General features: G+C 47.5%; 29 protein-coding genes, 1 tRNA gene and 1 riboswitch. Of the genes, 11 read left to right on the forward strand and 19 right to left on the reverse strand.

Features of this window, described 5'->3' with window-relative positions; translation table 11 throughout:
• Nucleotides 1-8 precede the first annotated feature (8 nt).
• The 10 genes from AC6CIF_RS09850 to AC6CIF_RS09895 form a co-directional block, all read right to left on the reverse strand.
• On the reverse strand, nucleotides 9-878 hold the full coding sequence (locus AC6CIF_RS09850; RefSeq protein ID WP_076209457.1) for a type II secretion system F family protein: 870 nt from the start codon (nucleotides 876-878) through the stop codon (nucleotides 9-11).
• A gap of 12 nt (nucleotides 879-890) precedes the next feature.
• Nucleotides 891-1,634, reverse strand: a complete 744-nt coding sequence (locus tag AC6CIF_RS09855) for a type II secretion system F family protein (protein ID WP_076209547.1) — start codon at nucleotides 1,632-1,634, stop codon at nucleotides 891-893.
• 40 nt (nucleotides 1,635-1,674) lie between these two features.
• Complete coding sequence (locus AC6CIF_RS09860; RefSeq protein ID WP_498199691.1) at nucleotides 1,675-2,979, reverse strand: TadA family conjugal transfer-associated ATPase; 1,305 nt, start codon at nucleotides 2,977-2,979, stop codon at nucleotides 1,675-1,677.
• Nucleotides 2,976-4,193, reverse strand: a complete 1,218-nt coding sequence (locus AC6CIF_RS09865; protein ID WP_498199374.1) for a nucleotide-binding protein — start codon at nucleotides 4,191-4,193, stop codon at nucleotides 2,976-2,978. Before AC6CIF_RS09865 ends, AC6CIF_RS09860 begins: the two co-directional genes overlap by 4 nt.
• A 161-nt stretch (nucleotides 4,194-4,354) precedes the next feature.
• A complete protein-coding gene (locus AC6CIF_RS09870) occupies nucleotides 4,355-4,738 on the reverse strand; it encodes a VOC family protein (RefSeq protein WP_498199376.1) in 384 nt (127 codons plus the stop codon).
• Between the two features lie 145 nt (nucleotides 4,739-4,883).
• Nucleotides 4,884-5,747 carry a DUF6612 family protein gene (locus AC6CIF_RS09875; RefSeq protein WP_076209460.1) on the reverse strand — a complete coding sequence of 288 codons (864 nt, stop codon included), beginning with the start codon at nucleotides 5,745-5,747 and terminating at the stop codon, nucleotides 4,884-4,886.
• 67 nt (nucleotides 5,748-5,814) lie between these two features.
• Nucleotides 5,815-6,237 (reverse strand): thiol-disulfide oxidoreductase DCC family protein, encoded by a 423-nt coding sequence (locus tag AC6CIF_RS09880; RefSeq protein ID WP_076209461.1) that lies wholly within the window; start codon nucleotides 6,235-6,237, stop codon nucleotides 5,815-5,817.
• A 187-nt stretch (nucleotides 6,238-6,424) separates the two neighbouring features.
• Complete coding sequence (locus AC6CIF_RS09885) at nucleotides 6,425-6,703, reverse strand: hypothetical protein (RefSeq protein WP_017690003.1); 279 nt, start codon at nucleotides 6,701-6,703, stop codon at nucleotides 6,425-6,427.
• Nucleotides 6,704-6,802: 99 nt separating this feature from the next.
• Nucleotides 6,803-7,048 (reverse strand): zinc ribbon domain-containing protein, encoded by a 246-nt coding sequence (locus AC6CIF_RS09890; protein ID WP_036610816.1) that lies wholly within the window; start codon nucleotides 7,046-7,048, stop codon nucleotides 6,803-6,805.
• Nucleotides 7,049-7,259: 211 nt separating this feature from the next.
• Nucleotides 7,260-7,679 (reverse strand): organic hydroperoxide resistance protein, encoded by a 420-nt coding sequence (locus tag AC6CIF_RS09895; protein WP_017690005.1) that lies wholly within the window; start codon nucleotides 7,677-7,679, stop codon nucleotides 7,260-7,262.
• Nucleotides 7,680-8,062: 383 nt separating this feature from the next.
• Between AC6CIF_RS09895 and AC6CIF_RS09900 the strand changes: the two genes are divergently transcribed.
• Entirely contained in the window at nucleotides 8,063-9,358 is a 1,296-nt protein-coding gene (locus tag AC6CIF_RS09900; protein WP_498199692.1) for an Nramp family divalent metal transporter, read from the forward strand.
• A 136-nt stretch (nucleotides 9,359-9,494) separates the two neighbouring features.
• Here AC6CIF_RS09900 and AC6CIF_RS09905 read toward each other — a convergent pair whose 3' ends face one another.
• Nucleotides 9,495-10,178, reverse strand: a complete 684-nt coding sequence (locus AC6CIF_RS09905) for an HAD family hydrolase (protein ID WP_498199378.1) — start codon at nucleotides 10,176-10,178, stop codon at nucleotides 9,495-9,497.
• Nucleotides 10,179-10,519: 341 nt separating this feature from the next.
• Nucleotides 10,520-10,918 (reverse strand): HAD family hydrolase, encoded by a 399-nt coding sequence (locus AC6CIF_RS09910; protein WP_235193755.1) that lies wholly within the window; start codon nucleotides 10,916-10,918, stop codon nucleotides 10,520-10,522.
• Nucleotides 10,919-11,033: 115 nt separating this feature from the next.
• Nucleotides 11,034-11,209: riboswitch (cyclic di-AMP (ydaO/yuaA leader) on the reverse strand.
• Between the two features lie 372 nt (nucleotides 11,210-11,581).
• Here AC6CIF_RS09910 and AC6CIF_RS09915 point away from each other — a divergent pair.
• Nucleotides 11,582-12,061: a glutathione peroxidase gene (locus AC6CIF_RS09915; RefSeq protein ID WP_091015296.1), complete on the forward strand. Its 480-nt coding sequence runs from the start codon at nucleotides 11,582-11,584 to the stop codon at nucleotides 12,059-12,061.
• A gap of 143 nt (nucleotides 12,062-12,204) precedes the next feature.
• Here the strand turns inward: AC6CIF_RS09915 and AC6CIF_RS09920 are convergent.
• A tRNA-Leu gene (locus tag AC6CIF_RS09920) sits at nucleotides 12,205-12,287 on the reverse strand.
• Nucleotides 12,288-12,710: 423 nt separating this feature from the next.
• Between AC6CIF_RS09920 and AC6CIF_RS09925 the strand changes: the two genes are divergently transcribed.
• The 3 genes from AC6CIF_RS09925 (at nucleotide 12,711) to AC6CIF_RS09935 (ending at nucleotide 14,545) form a co-directional block, all read left to right on the forward strand.
• Nucleotides 12,711-13,412 (forward strand): urease accessory protein UreF, encoded by a 702-nt coding sequence (locus AC6CIF_RS09925; protein ID WP_498199380.1) that lies wholly within the window; start codon nucleotides 12,711-12,713, stop codon nucleotides 13,410-13,412.
• A 266-nt stretch (nucleotides 13,413-13,678) separates the two neighbouring features.
• Entirely contained in the window at nucleotides 13,679-13,882 is a 204-nt protein-coding gene (locus AC6CIF_RS09930) for a hypothetical protein (RefSeq protein WP_017690011.1), read from the forward strand.
• A 27-nt stretch (nucleotides 13,883-13,909) separates the two neighbouring features.
• Nucleotides 13,910-14,545, forward strand: a complete 636-nt coding sequence (locus tag AC6CIF_RS09935; RefSeq protein ID WP_498199382.1) for a hypothetical protein — start codon at nucleotides 13,910-13,912, stop codon at nucleotides 14,543-14,545.
• Between the two features lie 30 nt (nucleotides 14,546-14,575).
• On the opposite strand, the gene urtE is transcribed toward AC6CIF_RS09935, so the two are convergent.
• The 5 genes from urtE to urtA all read right to left on the reverse strand — a co-directional run bounded on the left by urtE (nucleotide 14,576) and on the right by urtA (nucleotide 19,472).
• Nucleotides 14,576-15,271, reverse strand: coding sequence for an urea ABC transporter ATP-binding subunit UrtE (gene urtE / locus AC6CIF_RS09940; protein ID WP_076209466.1), 696 nt, complete (start codon nucleotides 15,269-15,271; stop codon nucleotides 14,576-14,578).
• On the reverse strand, nucleotides 15,249-16,058 hold the full coding sequence (gene urtD / locus AC6CIF_RS09945) for an urea ABC transporter ATP-binding protein UrtD (protein WP_498199384.1): 810 nt from the start codon (nucleotides 16,056-16,058) through the stop codon (nucleotides 15,249-15,251). The genes urtE and urtD overlap by 23 nt, the downstream gene beginning before the upstream one ends.
• Nucleotides 16,021-17,112 carry an urea ABC transporter permease subunit UrtC gene (gene urtC, locus AC6CIF_RS09950; protein WP_076209468.1) on the reverse strand — a complete coding sequence of 364 codons (1,092 nt, stop codon included), beginning with the start codon at nucleotides 17,110-17,112 and terminating at the stop codon, nucleotides 16,021-16,023. Before urtC ends, urtD begins: the two co-directional genes overlap by 38 nt.
• Before the next feature lie 21 nt (nucleotides 17,113-17,133).
• A complete protein-coding gene (gene urtB / locus AC6CIF_RS09955) occupies nucleotides 17,134-18,039 on the reverse strand; it encodes an urea ABC transporter permease subunit UrtB (RefSeq protein WP_036610830.1) in 906 nt (301 codons plus the stop codon).
• Nucleotides 18,040-18,221: 182 nt separating this feature from the next.
• The gene (gene urtA / locus AC6CIF_RS09960; RefSeq protein WP_498199386.1) at nucleotides 18,222-19,472 is read right to left on the reverse strand and encodes an urea ABC transporter substrate-binding protein; all 1,251 of its coding nucleotides are present in this window, start codon (nucleotides 19,470-19,472) and stop codon (nucleotides 18,222-18,224) included.
• Nucleotides 19,473-19,733: 261 nt separating this feature from the next.
• Here urtA and AC6CIF_RS09965 point away from each other — a divergent pair, with 261 nt between their 5' ends.
• Genes AC6CIF_RS09965 through AC6CIF_RS09990 form a run of 6 tightly spaced genes read left to right on the forward strand, consistent with a single transcriptional unit; the run spans nucleotide 19,734 to nucleotide 24,517 of the window.
• Nucleotides 19,734-20,036 (forward strand): urease subunit gamma, encoded by a 303-nt coding sequence (locus AC6CIF_RS09965; protein ID WP_076209470.1) that lies wholly within the window; start codon nucleotides 19,734-19,736, stop codon nucleotides 20,034-20,036.
• A 17-nt stretch (nucleotides 20,037-20,053) separates the two neighbouring features.
• A complete protein-coding gene (locus AC6CIF_RS09970; protein WP_498199388.1) occupies nucleotides 20,054-20,443 on the forward strand; it encodes an urease subunit beta in 390 nt (129 codons plus the stop codon).
• The gene (gene ureC / locus AC6CIF_RS09975; protein ID WP_498199390.1) at nucleotides 20,440-22,158 is read left to right on the forward strand and encodes an urease subunit alpha; all 1,719 of its coding nucleotides are present in this window, start codon (nucleotides 20,440-20,442) and stop codon (nucleotides 22,156-22,158) included. Before AC6CIF_RS09970 ends, ureC begins: the two co-directional genes overlap by 4 nt.
• A gap of 33 nt (nucleotides 22,159-22,191) precedes the next feature.
• Nucleotides 22,192-22,887: an urease accessory protein UreF gene (locus tag AC6CIF_RS09980; protein WP_498199392.1), complete on the forward strand. Its 696-nt coding sequence runs from the start codon at nucleotides 22,192-22,194 to the stop codon at nucleotides 22,885-22,887.
• Between the two features lie 33 nt (nucleotides 22,888-22,920).
• Nucleotides 22,921-23,640 (forward strand): urease accessory protein UreG, encoded by a 720-nt coding sequence (gene ureG / locus AC6CIF_RS09985; RefSeq protein ID WP_498199394.1) that lies wholly within the window; start codon nucleotides 22,921-22,923, stop codon nucleotides 23,638-23,640.
• The gene (locus AC6CIF_RS09990; protein WP_498199396.1) at nucleotides 23,558-24,517 is read left to right on the forward strand and encodes an urease accessory protein UreD; all 960 of its coding nucleotides are present in this window, start codon (nucleotides 23,558-23,560) and stop codon (nucleotides 24,515-24,517) included. The genes ureG and AC6CIF_RS09990 overlap by 83 nt, the downstream gene beginning before the upstream one ends.
• Nucleotides 24,518-24,627: 110 nt before the next feature.
• Here the strand turns inward: AC6CIF_RS09990 and AC6CIF_RS09995 are convergent, their stop codons facing one another.
• The gene (locus tag AC6CIF_RS09995) at nucleotides 24,628-25,053 is read right to left on the reverse strand and encodes a helix-turn-helix domain-containing protein (RefSeq protein ID WP_036610863.1); all 426 of its coding nucleotides are present in this window, start codon (nucleotides 25,051-25,053) and stop codon (nucleotides 24,628-24,630) included.
• Nucleotides 25,054-25,207: the final 154 nt, after the last annotated feature.

Below are 25,207 nucleotides of genomic sequence, written 5' to 3' on the forward strand. Positions count from 1 at the left end.
AATTCCTCCTACATATTCATCATCATAAAAGCAGGTGCCCCGATCATGACCACAATCGTAAAAAAGATCAGTACCATCGGAAACACCAGTTTGGAAGACGCCTGTTCTCCCTTCGCCCGACTGACAGCCTTGCGTTTCTCCCACAACACATGTGACAGATCCCGCAGCGCCAATACAAAGTCACCTCCCCCACGTCGGAAATTCAGCAGCACCGTTGTCGTAAAAATCGTCACTTCCTGTACACCGCAGCGGCGACTGAACTGTTCAAATGATTGTTGAAACGAGTAACCATTATTCCAATCTCCCACGGTCTTTCTGAGTTCGTTGTACAGCGGATGATCCCGTTCCCCCTGGCTTGTGACACAGTGAACGATAGCACGTTGCACGGTCTCCCCTGCGCCAACCAGCAGTACAATTCGGTTCAGCAGCTCAGGCAGTTCCATAAGAATATCCTGGTCTCTTCGCTGCACCTTTGTATTGAGGTCTTTGTAGAGCGCAAAAGGCAACGCTGCACCGAGCGCGAGCCCACCCACCATACCTCCGATGCCCATATCTCCAACGAGTGATAACAGGCAGCCCACCAGCAGCATGAGCCATGTATAAGTCAACATTTCAGCGCAATACAGCATCGTTTTCTCTCCGCTGTGCTGTATGCCGTACATTTTCTGAATGGCATGTTGCATTCGAAACATGAGCACTGGCAATCTGCGTCCAATCTCGAACTTGTCCAATATAAACAGGAAGGGACCATGCAATTTTTTCAGTCGTAATCCTTCCATATCCAGCTTGCGCAGATGCCGGTAGGTCTGCCCCCGGGTTCGATCCAGCACCAGCCATCCCGCTCCGAGCATCCCTGCGACTATAACGGGAAGCAGCATCGTTTCAGCTCCTTATACTTTGATATCCATAATGCGATTAATCCACAGATAACAGCAGGCGAGTACTACCAATGCTCCACTAGAGATGAGGTACCCCATCCCGCTATATAACGGCTCCATAAAGTCCTTGGCGGTCAGATTGAGGAATATCAGAAAAATAAATGGAGCGGCAAACATCACCTTTGATTCGAACTTTTTCTGCGATACCGCGACCATAATATCCTGCTGAATGTCCAACTTCTCACCAATCACCGCAGAGGTACGACGCACAACCTCAACCAGATCCCCGCCAGTTCGTTTGCACGTAATGAACACATCTGCAAAGTTCGTAATATCTTCAATCTGCGCCCGATCCGAAAAATCCTGTAGTGCCTCTTCAATTGGTTGTCCATACTCCATCCGTGTCCGCAATATCGTGAACTCACGAATCAGATCGGTATCCGCTTCCGGGTTCAACATCCGCAGATCCTCTACGGATTCCTTGAATCCATTTTCCACCGATTTTCCTGCGGCAAGTGCCGAAGATAATGCATATAATGCTTGCTTAAAATGTAAACTGAGTGTCATTCTTTTTCGTTCCAACAGCACTTTAGTCCAATGTTTTGGTACCCATATGCAACCCGCAGCCAGGATCGCTCCAGCCAACCAGTGATGGTAGAACAGAATTCCGATGCCAAAAAACAGCAGACCACTAATCAGCATACAGACCATTCGTTGTCTCCGGGAAAGCGTATATACGGTGTAATCCGTCAACATCTGTCTGGCTTCACCCAACAGTAATCACCTTCCAATGGCTTTAATTCACGTTGTTATCTGACGAATCAGTTTCAACACTATATTGTTCTATGTATTCATCTAGCCATTCCCCAAGCCCAGCCATCTGAATTTTATCCACCTGATTCAACTTTCCAACCTGCACTAACCCGCCAATAATTTTGCCTTCACACTCTTCTTGTTCCTGGAAACGAAACAGTGGATTCAGCATAACCTCACCGTCCTGCATGCCAATCACTTCACTAATCTCAGTCACCCGCCGTGAACGATCTCGTAGCCGGGACAGATGTACAAAAATATCGATTGCTGAACTAATCTGCTGCCGTACAACCACAATCGGAAGATCCGCACCGCTGAGCACCATCGTTTCAAGTCTGCTGATCATGTCGGAAATCGTGTTTGCGTGCCCTGTAGACAATGATCCATCGTGGCCAGTGTTCATGGCCTGTAACATATCCAGCGCTTCTGCGCCCCTGACTTCCCCAATCACAATCCGGTTTGGACGCATCCGTAAGGAAGATTTGATCAGATCCCGAATAGATATCTGTCCCTTGCCTTCAGTGTTTGCATTCCGCGTTTCCAGTGATACCAGATTGGGTACCGTGACAATCTGTAACTCAGCCGAATCCTCAATGGTAATAATCCGCTCATCGGCAGGGATGAACTGTGATAATGCGTTCAGAAAGGTCGTTTTTCCCGATCCGGTCCCACCTCCAATGAAGATGTTGTATTTGCTCCTTACCAACTGCTGCAATAATTCTGCCGCTTCTTCATGCAGGGCTCCCTTTTCAATCAGATCGGACATCTTCATCGGTTCACTGGGGAATTTACGAATCGTCATTGTGGGGCCTTTCAAGGCAATAGGAGGCAACACGATATTAACCCGCGAACCATCCTTTAAACGGGCATCTACGATTGGAGAAGACTCATTCACAATCCGGTTTACCCCGGACACAATCATCTGGATAATATCCTCGAGTCGTTCCCTCGACTCAAATTCAAGGGTGATCTGGCTGACTTCACCTTCCTGCTCCACAAAAATCTCCTTGTGACTATTGATCATAATCTCCGTAATATCGGGATGATCCACAAGTGGCTGCAAAATATCCAATCCACGAAAGGAGTCAAACAATCGCTGTACCAGCGTATGTCGCTCTCCTGAGGTCAGATCATCCAGCTTCGGGTCAGTGAGAACTTTGCGTTCTATCCCCTGCCACAATTCATCATCTCCTGCGGAAGAGGTTAAATCGAGGCCAGCCCTGACTTCCCTGCGCATCATCTGAAACTGTTCTTCACGATCCAGTATTCTATTGGATGAATCCGTCATAGTGTCCACCGATCCTGCTTCTGAATTCGTCCCGTCTGCTTCAATTCTTCTTCGCCATCTTGTACCAGCATGGCACATAATCTCTTCACTTCACGTTGAAAGATCGGAGAACTAAGCATGACTTCCTCCTGACTGAGTTGCTTCCAAGAAGGAATATAGGGCAACACTGCATCCAGATGCAAATCAGGGCGTGGAAGTGCATTGACGACATTGTCCCGATATTTGTTAACCACAAAGCGTGAACGCTCCAGCATACTTTCGTACAAATCTGGCTTCGTACGCTCAGCATGCTGTAACCATTGTCCCCATCGATGCATGGCAGATATATCATCCTCAACCAGCCAGACAAATGCATCTGCTGCATCCAGCACCCCTTCACTGCGCCCATCCCAACCGGAATCCCCATCCAGAATCAGCACGTCATACTGTCCGCAATCCGTTAAATAACGAAGCAGATTCGACGTATCCTCACGAGTCATTTGCAACAGTTCTTTCCGATTCGATAATGGCCAGAACACATCGGATTTCAGCGCTTCATGCCGGACCACATATCCATCTACGCCCTTCGATTGCACCTGTAACTGCTTGCCGGATTCCTTTCTGCCCACTTTCAAATCGTATAACAGGCGCGACAATCCCGTCTCCGAATCCGGTTGACGCTGCCCACTTCTAGTTAATCCCTTTTCCAGAAACGGGAGCGTACTATCCAGCGTCTCCAGATTCAGATAGAGAACAGCATAACCTGCAAGTCCCAGTTGCTTCGCCATATGCAGGGCTACTGCCGTTTTGCCACTCCCACCCGAAGCGGATACTACACCGATGGAGAGAGTCTCTTGCCCCGGATGGTGAACCTTCTTACGGCGTGGCTGCCGGCAAGCATGCATCACAGCATCCAGCAAAGCAGGCAAAGGTTGATATTTCATCAGCCGCTTGGCCTCATCCACCTCTTCCATCCCTTCACTAAGCATTAGCCAAGGTACACCTGAACCTTCTCCCCCGTTATTCAGCCAGTCATTCAGAAACTCCGGTTCCGCAATAACCAGATCCGGTAATTCTCGACCTTCTTGCTCTTTCATGTGATCCTTGAACGAATCCCCTTGGGAGAATGCCGTGAAACGCACATGAAGACCAGACGAATTTCCCTGTACATAATCAAGCCAGGCGCTAATGTAATCTCTATCCTTTGAAACCAGAACAACCTTCAGTACAATCAAATTTTCCTTCCCTCCCTGTCAAAAAGCACAAAAAAGCACCGTCCAATAACCGCATAAGTATGCAGTATATGGACGGTGCTTCCGTCACGTGCTATGAATGTATGGATAATATAGCATACAATTTCTGGGGGAGCAAGGGATTTATTCTAACCCTTTTTCCCTTAAGAGTTATACGGTGAATCGAACTCAATAATGTTACGGTCCGGATCAAGTACAAAAATCTGTGCGAATCCAGCCACACTTTCAGGTCTCGCTTCATACTCAATTCCCTGCTGCTCCAGCCAGGCTATAGTCCCTGAATAACTGGTGACCCAGATCGCAAAGTGACCGTCTGTAGTATCAATACCAGCTTCGCGTAACGTGTGACCCTCCGGGTGCTGTAACAGATGAAGCTGCTGGCTGCCGATAGCGTACCATGTACCCGTGGAGCGGAAGGCTGGACGTTCAATCTCCTGCATGCCTAGTAACCCCGAGTAGAACTTCTTCGCGATTTCCAGATCACGTACAGCCAGACTAACATGGTGGATGTGTGCATATTCAATCATCTTTTATATCCCCCTCTCTACTTCAATATGACTATACTATAACACCTTGAACCCTGACCATAATCTCCGCTAAACAGAAAAACACCCCTGATTTTAATCCGGTAAACCTCTCGGCTCACACAGATCTAGTTCAGAGGTGCATGTTTTATTTCGCGCTATCCAATGCTTCTTGTGGAATCTTGATCTCTTCCACTTGATCTTGGTTAGAAAATGTACTGTTCATCTTCATGTCCATCGTCATTTTCTGTCCATTCTGTTCCATCTCCATGACCATGGTTACGTCCGTACTTGCAGGCAGATAGGTTTCTTTGTTGATCATGTATTTCATCTTCATGCTGGTGATATTCATCTGATCAAGCATGGCTTGCATCTGGGCATCCGATCCGTTCTGCTCCATCACGGCTTTCGCCAGTTCCTTCACATTATCACCGGATACGTCAGCGTTAATCACATAATTGTCGCCTTCTTCGGTCACTTCAGTATCTTCTTCAATCTTTTTGAATTGCTCCAATTCACCTTCCGGATTCATGCTTGCCTTCATCTGCTCAATCAGTTCCTTGGTTTGAGCTTCAGGAATCGCAACCCATTGATCCCCAACTTGAGAGTAGATTTTATCCGATGTGATATACTGCTTCACGTTCTGTGCTTCCTGTCCCGACATTTCCATTTTCATCTCTTGATAGATCATCATTGGATCTTTGATAATATCCATCTTGAGCGATGTTTTAACCTGTTGATCCTGGGACTGTTCACCAGCATCCAGTTTCAGATTCTGATCAATATTTGCTTCAGTTGTGAAGCTTTTCATTTCTTTGGTTGCTGCATTGGTTTTGGTAATCAATTCGTCCAGGGTTGGGACCTTTGTTTCCTGCTCCGCAGGTGTATTACCCTCGTTAGATGTTTCGTTGTTAGTCGCTGGCGGCGTTGCCGTATTATCTGTATCGTTACCACATGCTGCCAAGCTCACTGCTAATAATGCCCCGATAAATAATGTAGTCCACTTCTTCAAGTTGTTTTCCTCCCAAAATAGATATGATCTGTAGTCATTACCCAATTATTTCCGTTATTAATCACACTCACAAAAATCGATCTTTGATCTCCGGTGTAGGCAACATGCACGCTTCATCCTTGCCAAACCAGCGATAACGGTTGCGAGCAACCCAGTTATAGACTGCATTACGAATAAATCTAGGCACAATAATGAACACATATAACAACGGATAAGGAAACTTCAGACCTTTGGCCAATCGCAGTGCGGCGGTTGAACGTGTATAGTATTTTCCATTTTCAATCAGCACAAAGGTATCCATACTGTCTGTCGACAAATTGCCCTTCGCCAGCAGTTCCTTGGCTACATCCGATTGGAGCGATGCAAAATGATATTTCCCTTCCGGGTCACGCTTGATAATCCATTTGGTTAAGCCCTGGCAGAAGTGACAGACACCATCCACCAGTACGATCGGATGTCCCTGATGCACATCTGTTTGATTTGCTGTCATATTGGCTGCCTCCTATTGTTGCGGTTAGAGTAACTTACCCAATCTGGGCCTTCTTGTTCACTAATTCTAAATTTATTTCTGGATGTAGTTCAAAAAGACTGAAAACTGCTCTTTTTAAACACGCATTAATGGGAAATAAAAGAAAAAGAGCGCAGGCACTGTGCCCACGCTCGTATCTGTCCGACAATTACTCCGTAACTGCCTTTTCCATCCATTGGTCATCGATCATCTGTTGATGCAGGTCACTTGCCCACTGGTCCATACATTTGCAAATGAAATCTTTGCGACATACTGGACAAGGCGTTTTCTGCAGACGGCTGATATTGGTCATCTTCCATTCGGGAGAACGGGAGTAGAATACACGGCATTTTGTACCGTCTACCAAATTCATTTTGAATTCATACAATCCGTCTTCCTTGTTACCATAAGCTAATTCTAAATCTGCAATACGCGGTCTATAAGACATGGATATCACCTGTTTAATTCAAATTTGGTTCATGCAATGACACTACTCAGTACTAAGTTATATTAAAGAAAATTCAGTTCAATGTCAACTCGCGCATGTCTACCCGCCAAACAGAATATCCAGAATCGTCCCTACCTGCCCTTGTTTTTTACCTTTCAAAACATCCGGATCAAATACTTCAACATACCCGCAGGAAGCACAAGCCACAAACAGGTAGTGGTTATGTTGTATATCAAACATCTTGCTCAGGCCAGCTCCTGACATGGAAACTTCCTTAATGTTACAATCCGTGCCCCTGCATTTCGTACATACAAATCGGCGCTCGATCATCTCTTCAATACTCATCTTCGTTCCCCCTTTATGGAATGTGTAGCATGAAGTGGGAGTGCAATTATGTAAAATAGTACGCGATCTGGCATCTAATCTCCTGCATCCTGTCCTTATATTATAATCAACACAAAACCCTGCCGATTGCCAGCAGGGCCTTGTAGTCGAACATCAGGTATCTGGGATACCCTGCTCTATATGTTCCCCTTTACTTGCCGGGAGTCAAATCTTAGACTACGTTTAATACAACATCAATGTTGCCACGTGTCGCTTTGGAATATGGACAGAAATCATGTGCCTTGCGGGCCAGATCTTCTGCTTGACTGTGATCCACACCAGGCATACTAACATCCAGGCGAACAGACAACTGGAAACCGTCATCCGCAGGGTCTTTACCAATGGATACGTTACTTGTAACGACCACATTCTCCAATTTCACACCTGCTTTACGTGCTACATTGGCAAGGGCACTTTCATAACATGCTCCATATCCAGCGGCGAAAAGCTGTTCAGGGTTAGTACCTTCACCACCGGAACCTCCAAGCTCTTTGGGCATTTTCAGATCATGCTTAAGCACGCCATCCGAAGAAGTCACCGAACCTGTACGTCCACCTTTAACTGTCGCTACTGCTGTATATAAAGCTTCCATTAAGAATCTCTCCCTTATCCATATAGTTTTAACTTCCTTCCTTACAATTTAAACTTCTGGCTCATTTTGAAACGCATTTTATATCTTTATCAGCTTTTACAACTTTATTATTTTCATTCATTTCAACGCCATGGCTGTATTTTCCCTAAGGTTGGGTAATATACGAAGGGATCTTCAAACTAGAACCGGAAATTTTGTGTTAATACATAAAAGTTGCACTAGACAAAAATTATTGAAGGAGTACAATGTAACAATAAACATAAAAATTTAGATATATCATGAGCGGTTTGTCCCGCATCAATATTCCAAAGTCAGGTGATTATCGTATGAGTAAAAAAAATCCGTTCAACGCGCCTTCAAGAGAATCATTGTCTACTGCGGGCATGGCCCCTTCCCTTGGAGAAGCACATAGTTCCATGAAAGTTCCGCAGAATGCTGCATGGTGGAAGAAATTCCTCGCCTTTGTAGGCCCAGGATACCTCGTTGCCGTAGGTTACATGGACCCCGGTAACTGGGCAACAGATATCGCAGGTGGCTCGCAGTTCGGGTATACCTTGTTATCCGTCATCCTGCTCTCGAACCTGATGGCCGTTGTACTTCAATCGTTGGCTGGAAAGCTAGGAATTGTCACTGGACGGGATCTGGCTCAAGCCTGTCGCGAACGTTTTAGCATGCCAGTCGTCATGATGTTATGGATTCTATGTGAGCTTGCCATTGCAGCCACCGATCTGGCTGAGGTTATAGGTTCTGCCATCGCGTTAAAGCTGTTATTTAACATCCCCATGTTATACGGCGTGATTATCACCGCAGTTGATGTACTCCTGATTCTTGTACTGCAAAACAAAGGCTTCCGCGCTTTGGAAACTCTCGTCATTGTGCTAATGGCAACCATTGCCCTCTGCTTTGGGATTGACCTGTTCCTGGCGAAACCGGATATGGGCGGTGTTCTCCATGGTTTTGTACCAAATGTTGAGATTTTGCAAAACCCGGCTATGCTCTATATCGCCATTGGTATTATCGGAGCAACCGTGATGCCGCATAATCTGTACCTGCATTCTTCCATTGTGCAGACCCGTCAGATCGAACAGACACCACAGGGTAAAAAAGAAGCTATTCGGTACTCGACCATGGATTCTACAATCGCGCTGACACTAGCCCTGTTCATCAATGCGGCCATCCTGATTGTATCTGCTGCTGTATTTCACAGGGCAGGCATGACACAGGTTGCCGAGATCGCAGATGCCTACCATCTGCTGACACCTCTATTGGGTACAACCGTTGCAAGTATCCTGTTCGGTGTTGCGCTGTTAGCATCAGGTCAGAATTCTACCCTTACAGGTACACTCGCCGGGCAGATTGTTATGGAAGGTTTCCTGAACATTCGAATTCCGGCTTGGCTGCGCAGACTGGTCACACGTCTGATTGCCATCATCCCTGCGGTAATTGTCACAGCCATTGCAGGAGAACACGGCACAGAAGAACTGCTCATTTTGAGTCAGGTTGTGCTGTCTCTTCAATTACCTTTTGCGGTAATCCCTCTCGTGATGTTCACGAGTGATAAAAAAAGCATGGGTGCATTCGCCAACAAATTGTGGCTCAAAATCATCTCATGGGTCATTGCCGCGATTATCGTTGTGCTGAATGTATATCTGATCATTCAGACGATTCGGTTATTCTAATCTCGTTCTTATCGACTAAATACTAAAAAGGCTGATCAACTCGGGTATTGCATACCCCAGTTGATCAGCCTTTATTGTTGCAATACAGCAAGGTGTTTCCTTTTATAGTAAAACTCAAACTCCAATAAACAACCATCTAATCCTGATTTGGTATCAGTAATGGCAGGAGCTGATCCAATGAATCAACAGTCCAATCCGCACGTTTGTCATCCGATAGTTCTGGCTGGAATCTTCCGTAACCCTGCATAATTCGAATCGTACGCATGCCCAGCTTACGAGCAGGTATAATGTCGTTATCGATCCGATCGCCGATCATGACGGCTTCCCCCGGTTCACAACCGGCCTGCTTCAAGGCCACAGCGTATAACTCAGGGTCTGGCTTGGACACTCCTTCTTCAGCCGAACATGCCAGAACATCAACATACTTCCGCAACCCGTAGCTTTCCAGTCTCTCTTCCGTTCCAGGACTCTGATTGGCAATAATGCCAATGCGATAATGCCGTGACAACTGCTGAAGAACGGAATCCGCTGAAGGAAAAGGACGTTCAAGATCTTTTTGAAATTTCAGCTTGTCCTGAATCTGTTTCTGGTGCTTCTCATCTCCAATGAATGTGCGAATAGCCACTCTCATAGGCCATTGCTCATAATTCTGATAACAGTTCGCGAACAGTTCTCTTACCGCCTCAATCTTCACCAGATACCCCAATGCACAGGCTTCGCGGACGAATTGTCCGATAATATCATCAACCGGCTCCCATTCATCCACCAGCGTATCTCCAACATCAAAAAACAACCACTTTAATCCACCTACATCCGGCACGCCAATTCCTCCTTGTAAGCCACAGGTGATTCCTGATCCTAATCGTGTTCAAAAAGTCTGGTTTTCAGTACCGAGAAGATGGAATGAAGCTAGAAATGGAGTAGCGGAGCGTAGGGAAAACTACGTGAGCAACGGACATTTCGGCTGAATTTCATATTCGATGCTGATGATGCCGCCAGGCATCCTTCGTAATCAAAAGCGGACTTTTTGAACTACCTTTAAAACCATAAAAAAGAAGACTCACCATCCTGCATGAGTCTCCTCAAATTTCCGTTTATTGATATATTCAATTATAACAGGCCCCTTACACCGGAGCAATCACAAGCTAACAAGCTAGCGCACTAACCATTCAGGAGAAAGCCGACTTCTCCATTAAGTGAATACACAATCCGGTCTGCACCCATTCCTCGATAAATGCCCTTTGGATGACTCTGCTCCGTAATGACGCACAGGGATTTCGATGTCCATGAACGGCAGATCTGTAAATAACGACAGGTCAGATTCAGGCTGTTCTCGAAAATAAACACGTTGCCTACGCTGCCCTGCGGCAAAAACCATTTTTGAGCTGCAGCCGTATTCATGCGAATGACATGTTCTACTCCGATTCTACGGAGTCTGCGCTCTTCCCCTGCACTATTGGTTAGAACGGCAAACGGCATTTTTTTGTACATCAGCAATTTAATAAATTTGCGTCCTGCTTCATTTGGAGCAGTCACTAAGATCATCTCAGTATCCATCATTTGTTCCTCCCTTGGCGTGAAAAGACAACAAAAAAGAAGCGTGGGGGACCAAGGCCTCCCGAACGCTTCTTAAAGAACCCATGGCGAAAACGCCATGAACCAGCGTACGGCTTGTTGCCTCTCCCTTTAACGCTTACGAGGTTAGCTGACGGATTCGGGCGCGAGAGTCGCCCTATTTCCGGCTGTCACCGGAAAATTCACCCCATGAATGCCTACTGTCCTGGACAGCGCATTCTGTTGGTTCCCCCGTTTTCCACTCATCAATGAATGAAAACTCAGCGATTAAAACATCGTTCGTATATCTTAAGGATAAGATCGAGCGATATTATCGTTTGTTTCGTTTTTCAGGTACAATTTAGTTTAAATTGAAATCACGTTATGAATCATACACCCGCGCCATGACGGTGTAAAGTCCGCACAGATCACCGAATCGACAGATTTTCGGCAATACTCACATATAATAGCGCTTACAATAAGGTCATACTCTATCCATCTCTTTAAATCTATCTAATTCTCACTCTGACGAAAATCAACTCGCAATTCATTCACGTATTTAGCACAACTTGCCTGTTTTGATTCTTTTAACACCATATTAGTTTTGCATTATTTAATTGTAACCAATATAATAGAAGATATAAGAGTAAATAAATGGAGGCGATTTAGATGACAGTCTACGATTACAAAGTGAATACCCTTCGCGGTCAAGAAGTTGAAATGTCCGACTACCGTGACAAAGTGTTACTGATCGTGAATACGGCAAGCTCATGCGGCCTTACCCCTCAATTCAAAGGACTGCAAGAACTGCAAGACAAGTTTCAAGATGCTCCATTTGAAGTTCTTGGTTTCCCAAGCAACCAGTTTGCACAGGAAAAAGGATCTTCCGACGATATTGCCGAGTTCTGTCAGATGAATTATGGCGTAAGCTTCCCTATGTTTGAGAAAATTGATGTGAACGGCTCAAGCGCTCACCCTCTTTTCCAACACCTTAGTACAGAAGCTCCTGGCCTGCTCGGCTCCAAAGCAATCAAATGGAATTTCACCAAATTCCTTGTGGATCAGAACGGACAGGTACTGAAACGTTATGCTCCCAAAACAACACCGGACAAGATTGAAGAAGATATCAAGAACTTGCTGCAAAAATAATACATTGGCCACCCGTAGCCGGAAGGTAGAGCACCATTGCCCCGGTAATGGATGGCCTTTTTTCTCAACTTTAATGTCATTTCAAAAAGACAAAAAAAGAAGCTTTCCATTAATGGAAAGCTTCTTTTTAATCGTTCATATGATGCGGTCGAGAGGACTCGAACCTCCACGGGCATACGCCCACTACCCCCTCAAGATAGCGTGTCTGCCATTCCACCACGACCGCATGTCGTAAATAATCGGCAACAGAATTGATTATACCGGGTTCAGAACTAAAAGTAAAGTATTTTTTAATACTACTTTTTCAGCTAGGCATTTTCATCAAAAATCGCATAATCTCGTCATCTTTACCCATGAAATGCATATGATTAGATTTGATCCCCTCTTTTCCGGCTTGAGCTGATCTTATTCATTTATATATAGTCCTTCCTTCACCTATTCATACATATGACATTACACGTTATTTAAAATAACACAATAATTTAGATTTAGATTCTATTCATTAAATTTCACTGATACTATTGACAAAAAGCGGACATTTATGGGATGATAACTATCATATAATTCGGATTTTTAAACATAAAGCAAACAAAAAGGAATATAAATGTCACTTTAAGTGACATTTAACGAACACAGGAGGCGAATGATTGTGAACCGTGGGAATAAGCTGCTCGATTATGTCAAACTGCTTGATTCCTCTATTCAGGTCGGAGGGTTCACCCATTCCTTCGGCATGGATATCCATATTAGGGAGGGTACCATTCGTAATGCAGAAGATCTCGAATCATTCATGCGTTGTCAGTTGCATCCCAGCATCGTTCGTCTTGAAGGTATGGCCATCAAAGGTATCTATACCGCAGCAGATCACAAGGATACATGGCGGATAGCTCTGATCGACAAGCTCGTCCATGTTCAGCGAACCCCTGGAGATCTCAGAGAACAAGCTGCCGCCATGGGTAAACGATTGATCAGACTTGCACGCGCTCTGCACCCCTGGATTGAATTCAGCCAGCTTGAACAGATCTTTGCCAAATACGATTCGGTTGGCTGCCTCTCCACTGTTCACGCCTGGATTAACCACCACCTCGACATCCCGGTCGAGGAGGCGGTCCTTGGTTACCTGCATTCAGCCATGAATGCCTGCATAACCAAAGCCTCCAAAGTCATTCCCCTGAACAATGATACAACCAAGGATCTGATGGTCCGCCTGGCCACAGATCTGGAGAATGAATGGAAGACCGTCAGCGCCTCGGCTGCGGATGGACTGGCACAGCCAACCTCGATGTCCATGAAATCGTTTTTCCCCAGTTTCCATATGCTTGGAGCTGGACTTCATGCCTACAGGGCCTAATCCTCATCCTCCTCATACCTGCTCCCCTTCATTCAAACAAACTAAAAAACACGCGGCAACCTCCTTGCCGACGTGTTTTTTGTCATTTTATTTGTTTTATTTACGTATTTACGCCATTTATCATCACAAAATACACTTTTTTCCGTCTTTTTTAATTGTTAGATGACGAATTTACGTATATAATGAAACATACAGCTCGCATTTCTATATATTCTACATGAAGAAAGGGCGGCTGAATACTACATTCTAACCAGGGGTGAACCCTTTTGAACAAGAAAAAACCAGTTACTCCGTTCGGATGGGCCATCAAACGACGGCTAACCGAACTTCAAGTGGACCAGAAGACCTTTTGTGAACAGCATGGCATCCCACCCTATCGTTTATCCAATCTTATTCACGGCACACGCAAAGCAACCCGATTCAGGCACCTGGTCGCTGATATTTTGGATATTCCAGATGAACTGAGATAAGATTTCTGCCAAAGGAGGGTCCTATCCATGAGACATGTTACATCCGATCTGGAGAGGCTGTCGTTCCAGTCCATACGTCACCAGCTCATCATCGTTGATCACAATTGGATTATCCAAAGTTGTAACCGTGCCTGGCAACAGGGGCTTGGTCAATGCTCACCAAACCCGGATATACACAGTAGTCATAGACATTACCTGCATCTGACGGAAGCCTGGGCAAAACGAGGCAAGAACGCTAACATGGCACTTGTCGCACAGAATTTGAAAGAACGCGGAATACCCTTTAATCGAAATCATACATACGACATCTGCGTGTATACTTTATACAACGAAAAGAGGTGGTTTCGTGTAGAACTCACCCCTCTATCTTATGCGAATTCAATTCTGGATACCGATCTAGCTTTAATTGCACACATGGATATCACCGAACAGAGAAAGACAGAACACCAATTGAAGAAGGCATTGTCTGAAGTGCGCACATTGCGCGGACTGCTGCCTATTTGCGCCGTCTGCAAACAAATCAAGGACGAAGAGGAACACTGGAACTCCGTTGAGAGTTATCTGGAGAAGCATACCCACGCCGAATTTACCCATGACATCTGTCCGGAATGCATCCGGCGGTTATATCCGAAATACTCGAATATCCTGGACAAGCGTTCCTGAAACCTTTCTCCTCTCGCCGACTAACTACAACTATACGGAGAGATGATGTTCAAACTGCGACATATCCAGTTCTTGCGGTGTCCCATGCAGGGTTATGGTTCCTTTGTCCATGATATAGATGTAATCTGCGGCACTTCGTACAAAATCAATACTCTGCTCTACCAGCAGAACCGAGAGGTTCCCCTTTGCCTTGAGCTGCAAAATAACCTGCCGAATGTCCTCCACGATAGAAGGCTGGATGCCTTCTGTCGGCTCATCAAGTAGCAACAACCCCGGACGCGAAGCCAATGCCCGGGCAAACGCCAACTGTTGCTGCTGTCCACCACTCAGATCCCCGCCCTGCCGTCCATACATCGTCGCAAGCACCGGAAACATCGCCAGTACATCCTCCGGGAACGTTTTTACTCCCGGAGCACTTGTCTCCAGACCGAGCAATAAGTTTTCTTTCACCGTAAGCTGCGGGAAAATCTCCCGCCCCTGCGGTACATAACCAATCCCTGCCCTTGCCCGCTTGGCTGTGTCCAAGGTGGATAACTCCTGATTTTGCCACTGAATACTGCCCTTGCGTGTTTTGAGCAGCCCCATTAATGTTTTCATCAACGTTGTTTTCCCTACACCGTTACGGCCCATCAGACACACCACCTGTCCAGGCTGTACATCCAGGTTCACACCACGAAGCACATTGCTTTCCCCGTAGCCGGATTCAATTCGTTGCAGCGACAGCATGGTCATCCCTCCTTTTGCCCAGATACACTTCTGCCACTTTCGGGTCTGCCTGTACCTCCGCCATCGTACCTTCCTTCAGCAGTTTTCCTTCATGCATCACCGTTACCTTGGCTGCGAACTCTCGCACAAACTCCATATCATGCTCCACCACCACAACCGAGCGCTCACGCGCAATCTCTTGCAGAAGTCGCCCGGTCTTATGTGTTTCTTCATCCGTCATGCCTGCGGCTGGTTCGTCCAGCAACAACACCCGTGGCTCCTGCAGAAGCAGCATGCCGATCTCCAGCCACTGCTTCTCCCCATGTGATAACGCTCCTGCACGAGCATCAACGCGGTCTTGCAGACCAATCTGGAGGGTAACATGTTCCATGGCAGCACTCATTTTCCCATATCGACGAATACCGATAGCTTGCAAAGGGGAACGGCGAGTCTCCGCAGCCAGTGTCAGATTCTCCTGTACCGTCAGACCCGCAAAGATCGATGGCGCCTGGAATTTGCGTCCCACACCTTTGCGAACAATCTGGTGCTCCTTCAGTCGTGTTAATTCCGTGCCATCCCCCATCTTCACCGAGCCGGACATGGGTTTTGTTTTGCCACATATCACATCCAGCATCGTTGTTTTCCCTGCACCATTGGGTCCAATCAGAAAATGCAGGTCATGTTCATGCAGCTTCAGATTCATGCCTTTGACAGCAACGAACCCACCAAAGGCCACCGTAATATCCTCGGCTACCAACACCGCTAATTCCTCAGTAGACTTTAGGTTTTTCCCGAGTGACTTGGACATGCGCACTCTCTCCTCTCCGCTTCAGCAAGCGAACGATATGACGATATACACCTACAATACCGTTTGGCATGAACAAAACTACCGTTACAAAGAGTCCACCAATGACAAACAGCCACCCTTCGGGATAAGCCTCACTTATGCCTGTTTTGGCTGCATTCAGCACCACCGCTCCGATGACCGCTCCAATAAGCGTACCGCGACCACCCAGCGCAACCCACAGGACCATCTCAATGGAAGGCACAATCCCCATCATTGATGGCGAGATAATACCCACCTGAAGTACAAACAACATGCCCGCGATGCCTGCAAGCGCACCGGAAAAAGCAAAAGCCAGCGTTTTATATCCTGCCGGATCATATCCGAGGAATCGCACCCGATTCTCTCCATCACGCGCAGCTTCGAGCACTTGACCGAACCGACTGTTCACCATTCGACGACAGAGCATATAAGCGATCACCAGAACAGCAAGCGTTATATAGTAGAGAGCAATCGTCGTTCCAGCGGAATGAAGTGTAAAACCAAAGATCGAATTATATCCGGTGATGCCATTTGTCCCACCCGTCCATTCCTGTTTACCAACAAAGAGTGTCACCGTAATAAGAACCAAAGCTTGAGTCAGGATAGTAAAATAAACACCGGTGATCCGGTTACGGAACGTAAACCACCCCAGGGCAAAAGCAAGTAATGCCGGAAGGGCTATCCCCAATAACAGCGCCACCGGGAAAGAGCGAAATGGTTCCCAGAACCACGGCAGACCACTGAGACCACTCCATCCCATGAAGTCAGGAAGCGTTGCTCCACTAGCCTGAAGCTTCAGATACATCGCCATCGCGTACCCACCCAGACCAAAGAACACCCCATGCCCAAGACTTAGCACACCCCCATATCCCCAGATCAGATCGAGACCGATGGCCAGGATTGCCAGCGCCAAAAACTTGGCTAACAGACTCAGACGAAACTCCGTGGAGATTAGTGGAGCAAGACACATCATGATCAGTACAACCGCCCAGATGATTCTCATTTTCAGACTGCCAGTCTTGAGTAATGCCGACATGAACTAACCCCCTTTTTCACGTTAATCGAGACTCCGTGTGCGCATCGCGACCAATCCGCGTGGTTTCCATTGCAGGAAAGCAACGATACATACAAACACAAGCACCTTGCCAATGGAGGCCGAGGTATAGGTTTCGAACAGCGTGTTGAACATACCAATCCCCAATGCACCACACACGGTTCCAACCAATTTCCCAACGCCACCCAGAACAACGACCATGAACGCATCCACAATATAATACGTACCAAGCGAAGGACCAATCGGACCAATGAGCGTTAATGCACAGCCAGCAATTCCGGCAATTCCCGAACCAATCGCAAAGGTCATGCCATCCACCCGCCGGGTCGAAATCCCAAGACACCCCGCCATGCTCCGATTCTGCATTACAGCCCTCATTCGTCTTCCGGAAGATGTTCGATAGATATAGAGATACATACACAGCAGCACAACCGCAACCAGTGCGATAATGAAGATTCGTTTATACGGAAATACAATACCATCCGAGATCGCCAATCCCCCATTGAGCCAAGCCGGACTGGATACTCCCACGTTTGGCGCTCCGAATATCGTACGGGCCAGTTGTTGCAGCATCATGCCTACACCCCATGTCGCAAGCAGACTGTCAAGCGGCCTGCCATACAGATGCCGGATCAGCACCACTTCAAGCAACCAGCCAATCAGAGCAGCTACAATGAACGCAATCGGTAGAGCCACAACAAAGTAGGCACCAAACCACGCCGCTGGAGCATAGGACATGAACAGATTTTGTGTTACATACGTTGCATATGCACCAATCATGATCAGTTCACCGTGAGCCATATTGATGACATTCATCAGCCCAAACGTTACTGCAAGCCCCAATGCAATCAACAACAAAATTGAACTGATACTCAGACCGTTGAACATCTGCAGGATAAACATATCCATCGCTATCCCCTCCTCCATACCGTGACTCTCGATATTTCACATGAATTCAATTAGCGGCAGTAACATTTTTCACATCACAGTAACGCTTTACCGCGATACGGTAAGAGGATGTGTTGTCACACCCTCGTTTATGTTTCGGCTGCTTTGAAGCGAGTTGCCTGTTTTATTGCGAGGTTTCTATGTTATTTAGCGCTGAGGGTTGCTCCCCATTCATACGTTTTCAGATAAGGGTCCGGCTTGACAGGCTCACCAGAATTCCACAATTCCTTGAACTGCCCATCCTCCTGCACCTCACCGATCCGTACGGTTTTGTAGATATGCTGATTCTCTCCATCCACGGTTACCTTACCTTCCGGGGCATCAAACTCCAGACCCTTGGCAGCTGCCTTCACCTTTTCCACGTCGGTTGATCCTGCTTTTTCCACCGCCGCCTTCCAGAGATAAACCGCCACATATCCCGCTTCAATCGGATCAGCTGTCACTCGATCAGCCCCATATTTTTCTTTATACTTGGCAACAAATGTAGCATTTTCAGGTGTATCCGTTGTCTGATAATAATTCCACGAAGCCAGATGCCCTTTCAATACGTCTGCGCCAATACCACGGATTTCTTCCTCCGCCACACTTACCGAGAGGGTCGTCATCTGATCCGAGGAGATTCCGGCATCCTTCAATTGTTTGAAGAAGGCCACATTGCTATCTCCGTTCAGCGTATTGTATACAATATCCGGCTTCGCAGCTTTGATTTTGCTAATGATGGTACTGTAATCGGTATGACCCAGCGGTGTGTACTCCTCACCCACCACTTCGCCGCCCTCTGCTGCGAGTTGTGCCTTAATGACCTGATTGGCCGTTTTTGGGAATACATAATCTGAACCGAGCAGATAAAACGTCTTGCCCCTGTTCTCCAGTAACCAGGTTACGGATGGAACGATCTGCTGATTGGTTGTTGCTCCTGTATAAAAAATATTTGGCGACGATTCCAATCCCTCATATTGCACCGGGTAAAACAATAAACCTTTATTCTGTTCAAACACCGGGAGCATAGCCTTCCGACTTGCAGAGGTCCATCCACCAAATACAGCAGCTACCTTATCTTGTTGCAGTAACTTCCCAGCCTTCTCCGCAAAAGTAGGCCAATCCGAAGCTCCATCCTCAATTACAGGCTCGATCTGTTTACCCAAAACTCCGCCCGCGGCGTTGATCTCTTCAATGGCAAGCATCTCCGCATCTTTAACAGATACTTCACTGATCGCCATCGTTCCGCTGAGAGAGTGAAGAATGCCAACTTTAATCGTATCACCGGATGCAGCCGGCTCTCCTGTACCACCTGAACCCGAAGCTTCAGGCGGTGCAGTGCCCTCCACACATCCTGTCATCACAATGACCGCACCCAGCAAAATACTCCATAACTTGACCGACCTCTTCTTCAATAGCCTACACTCCCTTTTTTTAGTCTATTGACGAACATTAAGGTCATTTGCGTCCGAAATGTTCGTTGATCCAAATTATGGAGGGTTCCTCTCTTCATGTCAATATAGCTTACATAATTTTATTTCATGCCTACTCGTTTCATGCATACTGCTAATATGCCTTGAAGCTTATTGACAAAGGATTCACCCTGTGTGAGTATATTTAACATACAATATGATCCATGAACATATCAGACATTATAAGCGAAAGGTCGGATTGCCTTGCACTGGACTGAGCAGGAAAAGGAAAAACTCCTGATTACCGTGGCCGCTAACCTCGCCCGTGAACGAAGAGCACGCGGACTCAAGTTGAATGTTCCCGAAGCCATCGCCTTGTTGACCTCCGAACTGATGGAACGAGCACGGGATGGAATGAGTGTTGCCGAATTAATGAGATACGGAGGCACCATCCTGACACGTGAAGACTGTATGGATGGTGTTCCCGATATGATTCCTGAAGTACAGGTAGAAGCCACATTTCCTGACGGTACAAAACTGGTTACCGTACATGAACCTATACGCTGAGAAAGGCAGGAGAAACCATGATTCCTGGTGAATACCGTTTGAAGCCAGATGACGACATCATCTGTCATCCGGATCGTTTAACCCTACGACTCATTGTCCTTAACCGCGGCGACCGCCCCGTCCAGGTCGGCTCTCACGTTCACTTCTATGAAGTTAATGCAGCACTGGACTTTGATCGCACCTCAGCTTTTGGACATCGCCTGCACATTCCGGCAGGCACCGCAGTTCGCTTCGAACCCGGTGAAGAGAAACCTGTTGAACTCACGACCTTTGGCGGCAAACGCCAAATTCACGGGTTCAACGGATTAACCGAAGGCTCTGCGGATCAAGCCCCCGATCCAGTGAAACTGGAGGCATTCCTGAAGACGTTCTCCCCTCCCATACCAGATGGAGGTGAACCTTCATGAGACGAATGAGCCGTGAACAATACGCGTCCATGTTCGGACCGACAACCGGTGATGCCGTAAGACTTGCGGATACCGAACTATGGGCAGAGATTGAACATGATTATGCCGTATACGGAGATGAGAGCAAGTTCGGGGGCGGCAAAGTTATCCGCGACGGAATGGGCCAGTCTACTACTGCTCTGCGAAGTGACGGCACTCCTGATACTGTTATCACCAACGCTATCATTATCGATCATTGGGGCATTGTAAAAGCGGATATCGGCATTCGAGATGGTCATATCTGCGCCATTGGCAAATCCGGTAACCCGGATACAATGGATGGTGTTCATCCCGCACTGGTCATCGGTGCTTCCACCGAAATCATCGCCGGTGAAGGCATGATTGTAACTGCTGGCGGTATTGATACCCATATTCATTTCATCTGCCCACAGCAGATTCAGACTGCGTTATCTTCCGGGGTCACGACCATGATCGGTGGCGGAACAGGACCAGCAACAGGAACCAAAGCCACCACCTGCACACCAGGAGCCTGGCACATCCACCGGATGTTAGAATCGGCAGAGGCTTTTCCCATGAACATCGGTTACCTTGGCAAAGGCAACAGTTCCAGTACCGCACCTTTAATTGAACAGATTGAAGCGGGTGTAATCGGCCTGAAGCTGCATGAAGATTGGGGCACTACCCCGAGCGCTATCGACGCTTGTCTGACTGCCGCCGGGGAACATGATGTTCAAGTGGCTATCCATACCGATACATTGAACGAAACCGGATTTCTCGAAAACACCCTGGCTGCAATCAACGGCCGGACGATCCACACGTACCATACGGAAGGCGCTGGTGGCGGACACGCACCGGATATTATCCGGGCCGCTGGGGAGTCCTACGTTATCCCCTCATCAACCAACCCAACACGACCGTACACACGCAACACCGTAGAAGAGCATCTCGATATGTTGATGGTGTGTCATCACCTGGACCCTTCCATCCCGGAAGATGTGGCTTTCGCCGATTCGCGGATTCGTCCCGAAACCATCGCAGCCGAAGATATTTTGCATGATCTTGGCGTGTTCAGCATCATCAGTTCCGATTCTCAAGCCATGGGCCGAGTGGGCGAAGTCATTATCCGCACCTGGCAGACAGCCGACAAAATGAAAAAACAGCGTGGCAAACTTGAGCTCAACCCGAATTCCCCCTCCGATAACGATCGGATCAAGCGATATGTGGCCAAGTACACCATCAATCCAGCTATCGCACACGGAATCGGTCATCTCGTCGGTTCGGTGGAAGTTGGCAAACTGGCAGATCTAATCATATGGAAACCGGCTTACTTCGGTGTTAAACCCGAGATTGTCATCAAGGGTGGCATGATTACATTCGCCCAGATGGGTGATCCCAATGCGTCCATCCCGACACCTCAGCCGGTATTTGGCAGACCGATGTTCGGAGCTTATGGTAGCGCCATTGCCAGCGGATCGATCACCTTTGTCTCCCAAGCCGCAGCAGATGCAGGAATCAAAGAGTCATTGGGCTTGAAAAAGCGGGTTGAACCCGTTAAAGGCTGTCGCTCGGTCAGCAAAAAAGACATGATTCATAACGACGTCACCCCCGTTATTGAAGTCGATCCCGAAACCTACGAGGTACGCGCCGACGGCGAGCTACTCACCTGTGAACCCGCAGACGAGTTGCCTATGGCACAGCGGTACTTTATGTTTTGATAGGAATACGGATTAGCTGATAAGGGGGCACTCATGATGAATAGTGGCACGAAGCTACTCCGTTATGTTCAGCTGCTGGATTCAGCCCTGCCCATCGGTGGTTTCTCCCATTCCTTCGGTCTGGAAGCTTACACGCATGATGGCACCGTGCAAAATACCGCGCAGCTTGAACAGTTTATTCGCAGCCAGCTTCACTCCAGTCTTGTACGACTAGATGGTCTTGCCATCAAAGGCGTCTATCAGGCGATAAAACAACAAGATGCCGCTCTACTTGCCCTGTATGACAAACGTGTCCACGCCCAGCGCTCCCCTCGGGAACTCAGGGAAAGCGGCCACAAAATGGGAAAACGACTGCTCAAGCTGGCCCGTTCACTCTATCCATGGATGGACTTTTCCCTGATTGATGAGGCTATCCGGGAATACGGCGCGTATTGCGGCATCACGACCATTCACGGTTATATCAACTATCAATTGGAGATTGAATTGGATGAAGCCGTTACCGGGCATCTGTATACCTCGGTGAACGCTTATGTGAACAGCGCACTTCGCCTGCTGCCCATCGGGCAAACCGAAGCGCAGATGTTGATTCAGAAACTGCTTGATGATATCGAAACGGAATGGGCGCTCATTCGGGAAAATGACCCGGAAGATATGCACAGCTTCGGAATCGCCCAGGAAATCTACGCCATGCGGCATGAGACCTTACCCGCGCGGCTGTTTATGTCTTAACATCAACTTTTATATAACCAAGGAGGAATTGTTATGTGTGGAGGAGCTAATCATACGCATCATCCGGAGTGGGAACGTAAGGCATTTGATCGGAGTCGTCCGATGCGAATTGGAATTGGTGGACCGGTAGGTTCAGGTAAAACAGCCCTTGTGGAGAAGCTGTCCAAGGCACTGCGTACACGTTACAGCCTTGCTGTCATCACGAATGACATTTATACCAAGGAAGATGCCGAAATCTTGCTGCGTCAGAATGCACTGGCACCAGAGCGTATTATCGGAGTAGAGACAGGCGGATGCCCGCACACGGCTATTCGTGAGGATGCCTCCATGAATTTCGAAGCGGTTGATGAGTTGATTGAACGTTTCCCGGATCTGCAACTAATCTTCATCGAGAGTGGCGGCGACAATCTCTCTGCTGCCTTCAGTCCGGAACTGGCCGATGTGTTCATCTACATTATCGACGTTGCCCAAGGGGAGAAACTTCCTCGCAAAGGCGGTCCTGGCATCACGCGTTCAGATCTGCTGTTAATCAACAAAACAGACCTCGCCCCTTACGTTGGTGCAAGCCTGGAAGTTATGAAAAATGATACCGAACGGGTACGCGAAGGCCGCCCTTATGTCATGTCTAATCTAATGAGCGGTGAAGGTATATCCGAGATTGTCCACTGGCTTGAACATCAATATATGGATGACGATGCTTCCGCTGCACATCTGCATTCACACAGCCATGAACATGGCACTCACTCGCATTAATTCATCTTCTGTTCCCACGGGAACAGAGATAAATGGGAATGAAAGTGCAGGTGCGCCCGTCACACGCCGCAGCGAGCTTCGGGCCACCTTTGCCTTTCAAGGCGACCGGACTGTCATGACTGATCGTTATTACAGCGCACCGCTCCGGTTTAGCCGATCCTTTCGACCTCCCGGAGGCGGAACCGAATTATGTGTGTACACGTCAGACGTCTCGCCCGGAGTCCTTAACGGGGATCATTATCATTCCGAGTGGGAATTAGGGGAAGGCACCCATGTCATGCTGAGCAGCACATCTGCTACCAGACTTCATCCCACACCTTCCATTCCTTCATCCGTTAATCATCACTTTCGGTTGGGAAAAGGGGCCACGCTGGAATATTTTCCTGAATGCGTCATTCCCTTCAAGGGAAGTTCTTCTTCGCTCGCTGTAACCTTTGAGCTGGAAGAACAGGCGATCCTGGCCTATGCAGATATCTGGTCTGCCGGACGGATTCATCGGGGAGAAGCGTTCCAATTCGAGCGTTACCGCAGCTTGACGGAGATATGGCAAGGTGAACAACTGGCTGTCTGGGATCGATTCGGACTTGAACCCGATACCGATGATCCCAAACACTCCGCGTCTCTCCTTCACTATACCCATACCGCTGCGTTGTGGATGATCGCACCGGGGCTTGGTACTGCGGAGTTGGAGCAAGTCAGATCCGCGCTGCCACCAGATGGACGGATGCTCGCAGGTGCAAGTTTGCTGGCAACCGGAGGCATCGGCGTTCGACTCCTTGGCATGGCAGCCTGGGAACTTCAGGAGCGATGTCTTCAGATCTGGAACACACTCCGCCCCCATCTGCTGGGCAAAGAAACTCTTGTCTTTCGTAAATAAGGGCATGAAGCATGCATGGTTAATACAAAAACCTCTGAACTGTCTCCGAGTGTGTTCGGATTAGTCCAGAGGTTTTTGTACATTCAGTCTATGGATGATGCTCATATCACTTACGCTTCGTTTTCCTCAGAATCGTTCTCTGATTTGTTCTCAGGTTTATAGCGATAGTCGCCTGCATCCTTGCTTTCCTTCGATTTGCGGTAACGGGTGAACTCAATATATTCGCTGATAAAAGACTGTTCCACAGTCGATAATTCACTTTCTTGGCAATTCAATTGCCGCAAAACGTCAAAAAAATAATCCTCCCGTTTTTCCCGAACCATCGCTTCCTTCGATGGACGTCCAATCATGAGCCAGTCGAGGCTCACATCAAAAAACGAAGCAATTTCAATTAATTTATTCGTACTCGGAATAGACTTGCCACGTTTCCAATCACCCAGATTGCCTGTGCTAATCTTCAGCTGTTGGCAGAAAGCCTTCTTGGTCATTCCTCGTTCGGCAATCAGGTGTTCAATTCGCTCATAGATCGACTGCATACAAGAACCGCCTTCCAACCGTAATAATCAACTCATCTGCTTGAATTATACCACATTATTCCTGAATGCTCAGCCTTTATATGCCCGGAACAGGATGAGGTATATCGTATAACACAAAGATAGACTCCCATGAATGATCATAGAAGTCTATCTT

It is taken from the genome of Paenibacillus sp. GQ49 (assembly GCF_059759055.1).

Coding starts and splice junctions, on each gene's coding strand:
- AC6CIF_RS09850 (WP_076209457.1), bottom strand. CDS start 878: ATGCTGCTTCCCGTTATAGTCGCAGGGATGCTCGGAGCGGGATGGCTG.
- AC6CIF_RS09855 (WP_076209547.1), bottom strand. CDS start 1,634: ATGTTGACGGATTACACCGTATATACGCTTTCCCGGAGACAACGAATG.
- AC6CIF_RS09860 (WP_498199691.1), bottom strand. CDS start 2,979: ATGACGGATTCATCCAATAGAATACTGGATCGTGAAGAACAGTTTCAG.
- AC6CIF_RS09870 (WP_498199376.1), bottom strand. CDS start 4,738: ATGATTGAATATGCACACATCCACCATGTTAGTCTGGCTGTACGTGAT.
- AC6CIF_RS09880 (WP_076209461.1), bottom strand. CDS start 6,237: ATGACAGCAAATCAAACAGATGTGCATCAGGGACATCCGATCGTACTG.
- AC6CIF_RS09885 (WP_017690003.1), bottom strand. CDS start 6,703: ATGTCTTATAGACCGCGTATTGCAGATTTAGAATTAGCTTATGGTAAC.
- AC6CIF_RS09890 (WP_036610816.1), bottom strand. CDS start 7,048: ATGAGTATTGAAGAGATGATCGAGCGCCGATTTGTATGTACGAAATGC.
- AC6CIF_RS09895 (WP_017690005.1), bottom strand. CDS start 7,679: ATGGAAGCTTTATATACAGCAGTAGCGACAGTTAAAGGTGGACGTACA.
- AC6CIF_RS09900 (WP_498199692.1), top strand. CDS start 8,063: ATGGCCCCTTCCCTTGGAGAAGCACATAGTTCCATGAAAGTTCCGCAG.
- AC6CIF_RS09910 (WP_235193755.1), bottom strand. CDS start 10,918: ATGATGGATACTGAGATGATCTTAGTGACTGCTCCAAATGAAGCAGGA.
- AC6CIF_RS09915 (WP_091015296.1), top strand. CDS start 11,582: ATGACAGTCTACGATTACAAAGTGAATACCCTTCGCGGTCAAGAAGTT.
- AC6CIF_RS09935 (WP_498199382.1), top strand. CDS start 13,910: ATGAGACATGTTACATCCGATCTGGAGAGGCTGTCGTTCCAGTCCATA.
- urtE (WP_076209466.1), bottom strand. CDS start 15,271: ATGCTGTCGCTGCAACGAATTGAATCCGGCTACGGGGAAAGCAATGTG.
- urtD (WP_498199384.1), bottom strand. CDS start 16,058: ATGTCCAAGTCACTCGGGAAAAACCTAAAGTCTACTGAGGAATTAGCG.
- urtC (WP_076209468.1), bottom strand. CDS start 17,112: ATGTCGGCATTACTCAAGACTGGCAGTCTGAAAATGAGAATCATCTGG.
- urtB (WP_036610830.1), bottom strand. CDS start 18,039: ATGGATATGTTTATCCTGCAGATGTTCAACGGTCTGAGTATCAGTTCA.
- AC6CIF_RS09970 (WP_498199388.1), top strand. CDS start 20,054: ATGATTCCTGGTGAATACCGTTTGAAGCCAGATGACGACATCATCTGT.
- ureC (WP_498199390.1), top strand. CDS start 20,440: ATGAGACGAATGAGCCGTGAACAATACGCGTCCATGTTCGGACCGACA.
- AC6CIF_RS09980 (WP_498199392.1), top strand. CDS start 22,192: ATGATGAATAGTGGCACGAAGCTACTCCGTTATGTTCAGCTGCTGGAT.
- ureG (WP_498199394.1), top strand. CDS start 22,921: ATGTGTGGAGGAGCTAATCATACGCATCATCCGGAGTGGGAACGTAAG.
- AC6CIF_RS09995 (WP_036610863.1), bottom strand. CDS start 25,053: ATGCAGTCGATCTATGAGCGAATTGAACACCTGATTGCCGAACGAGGA.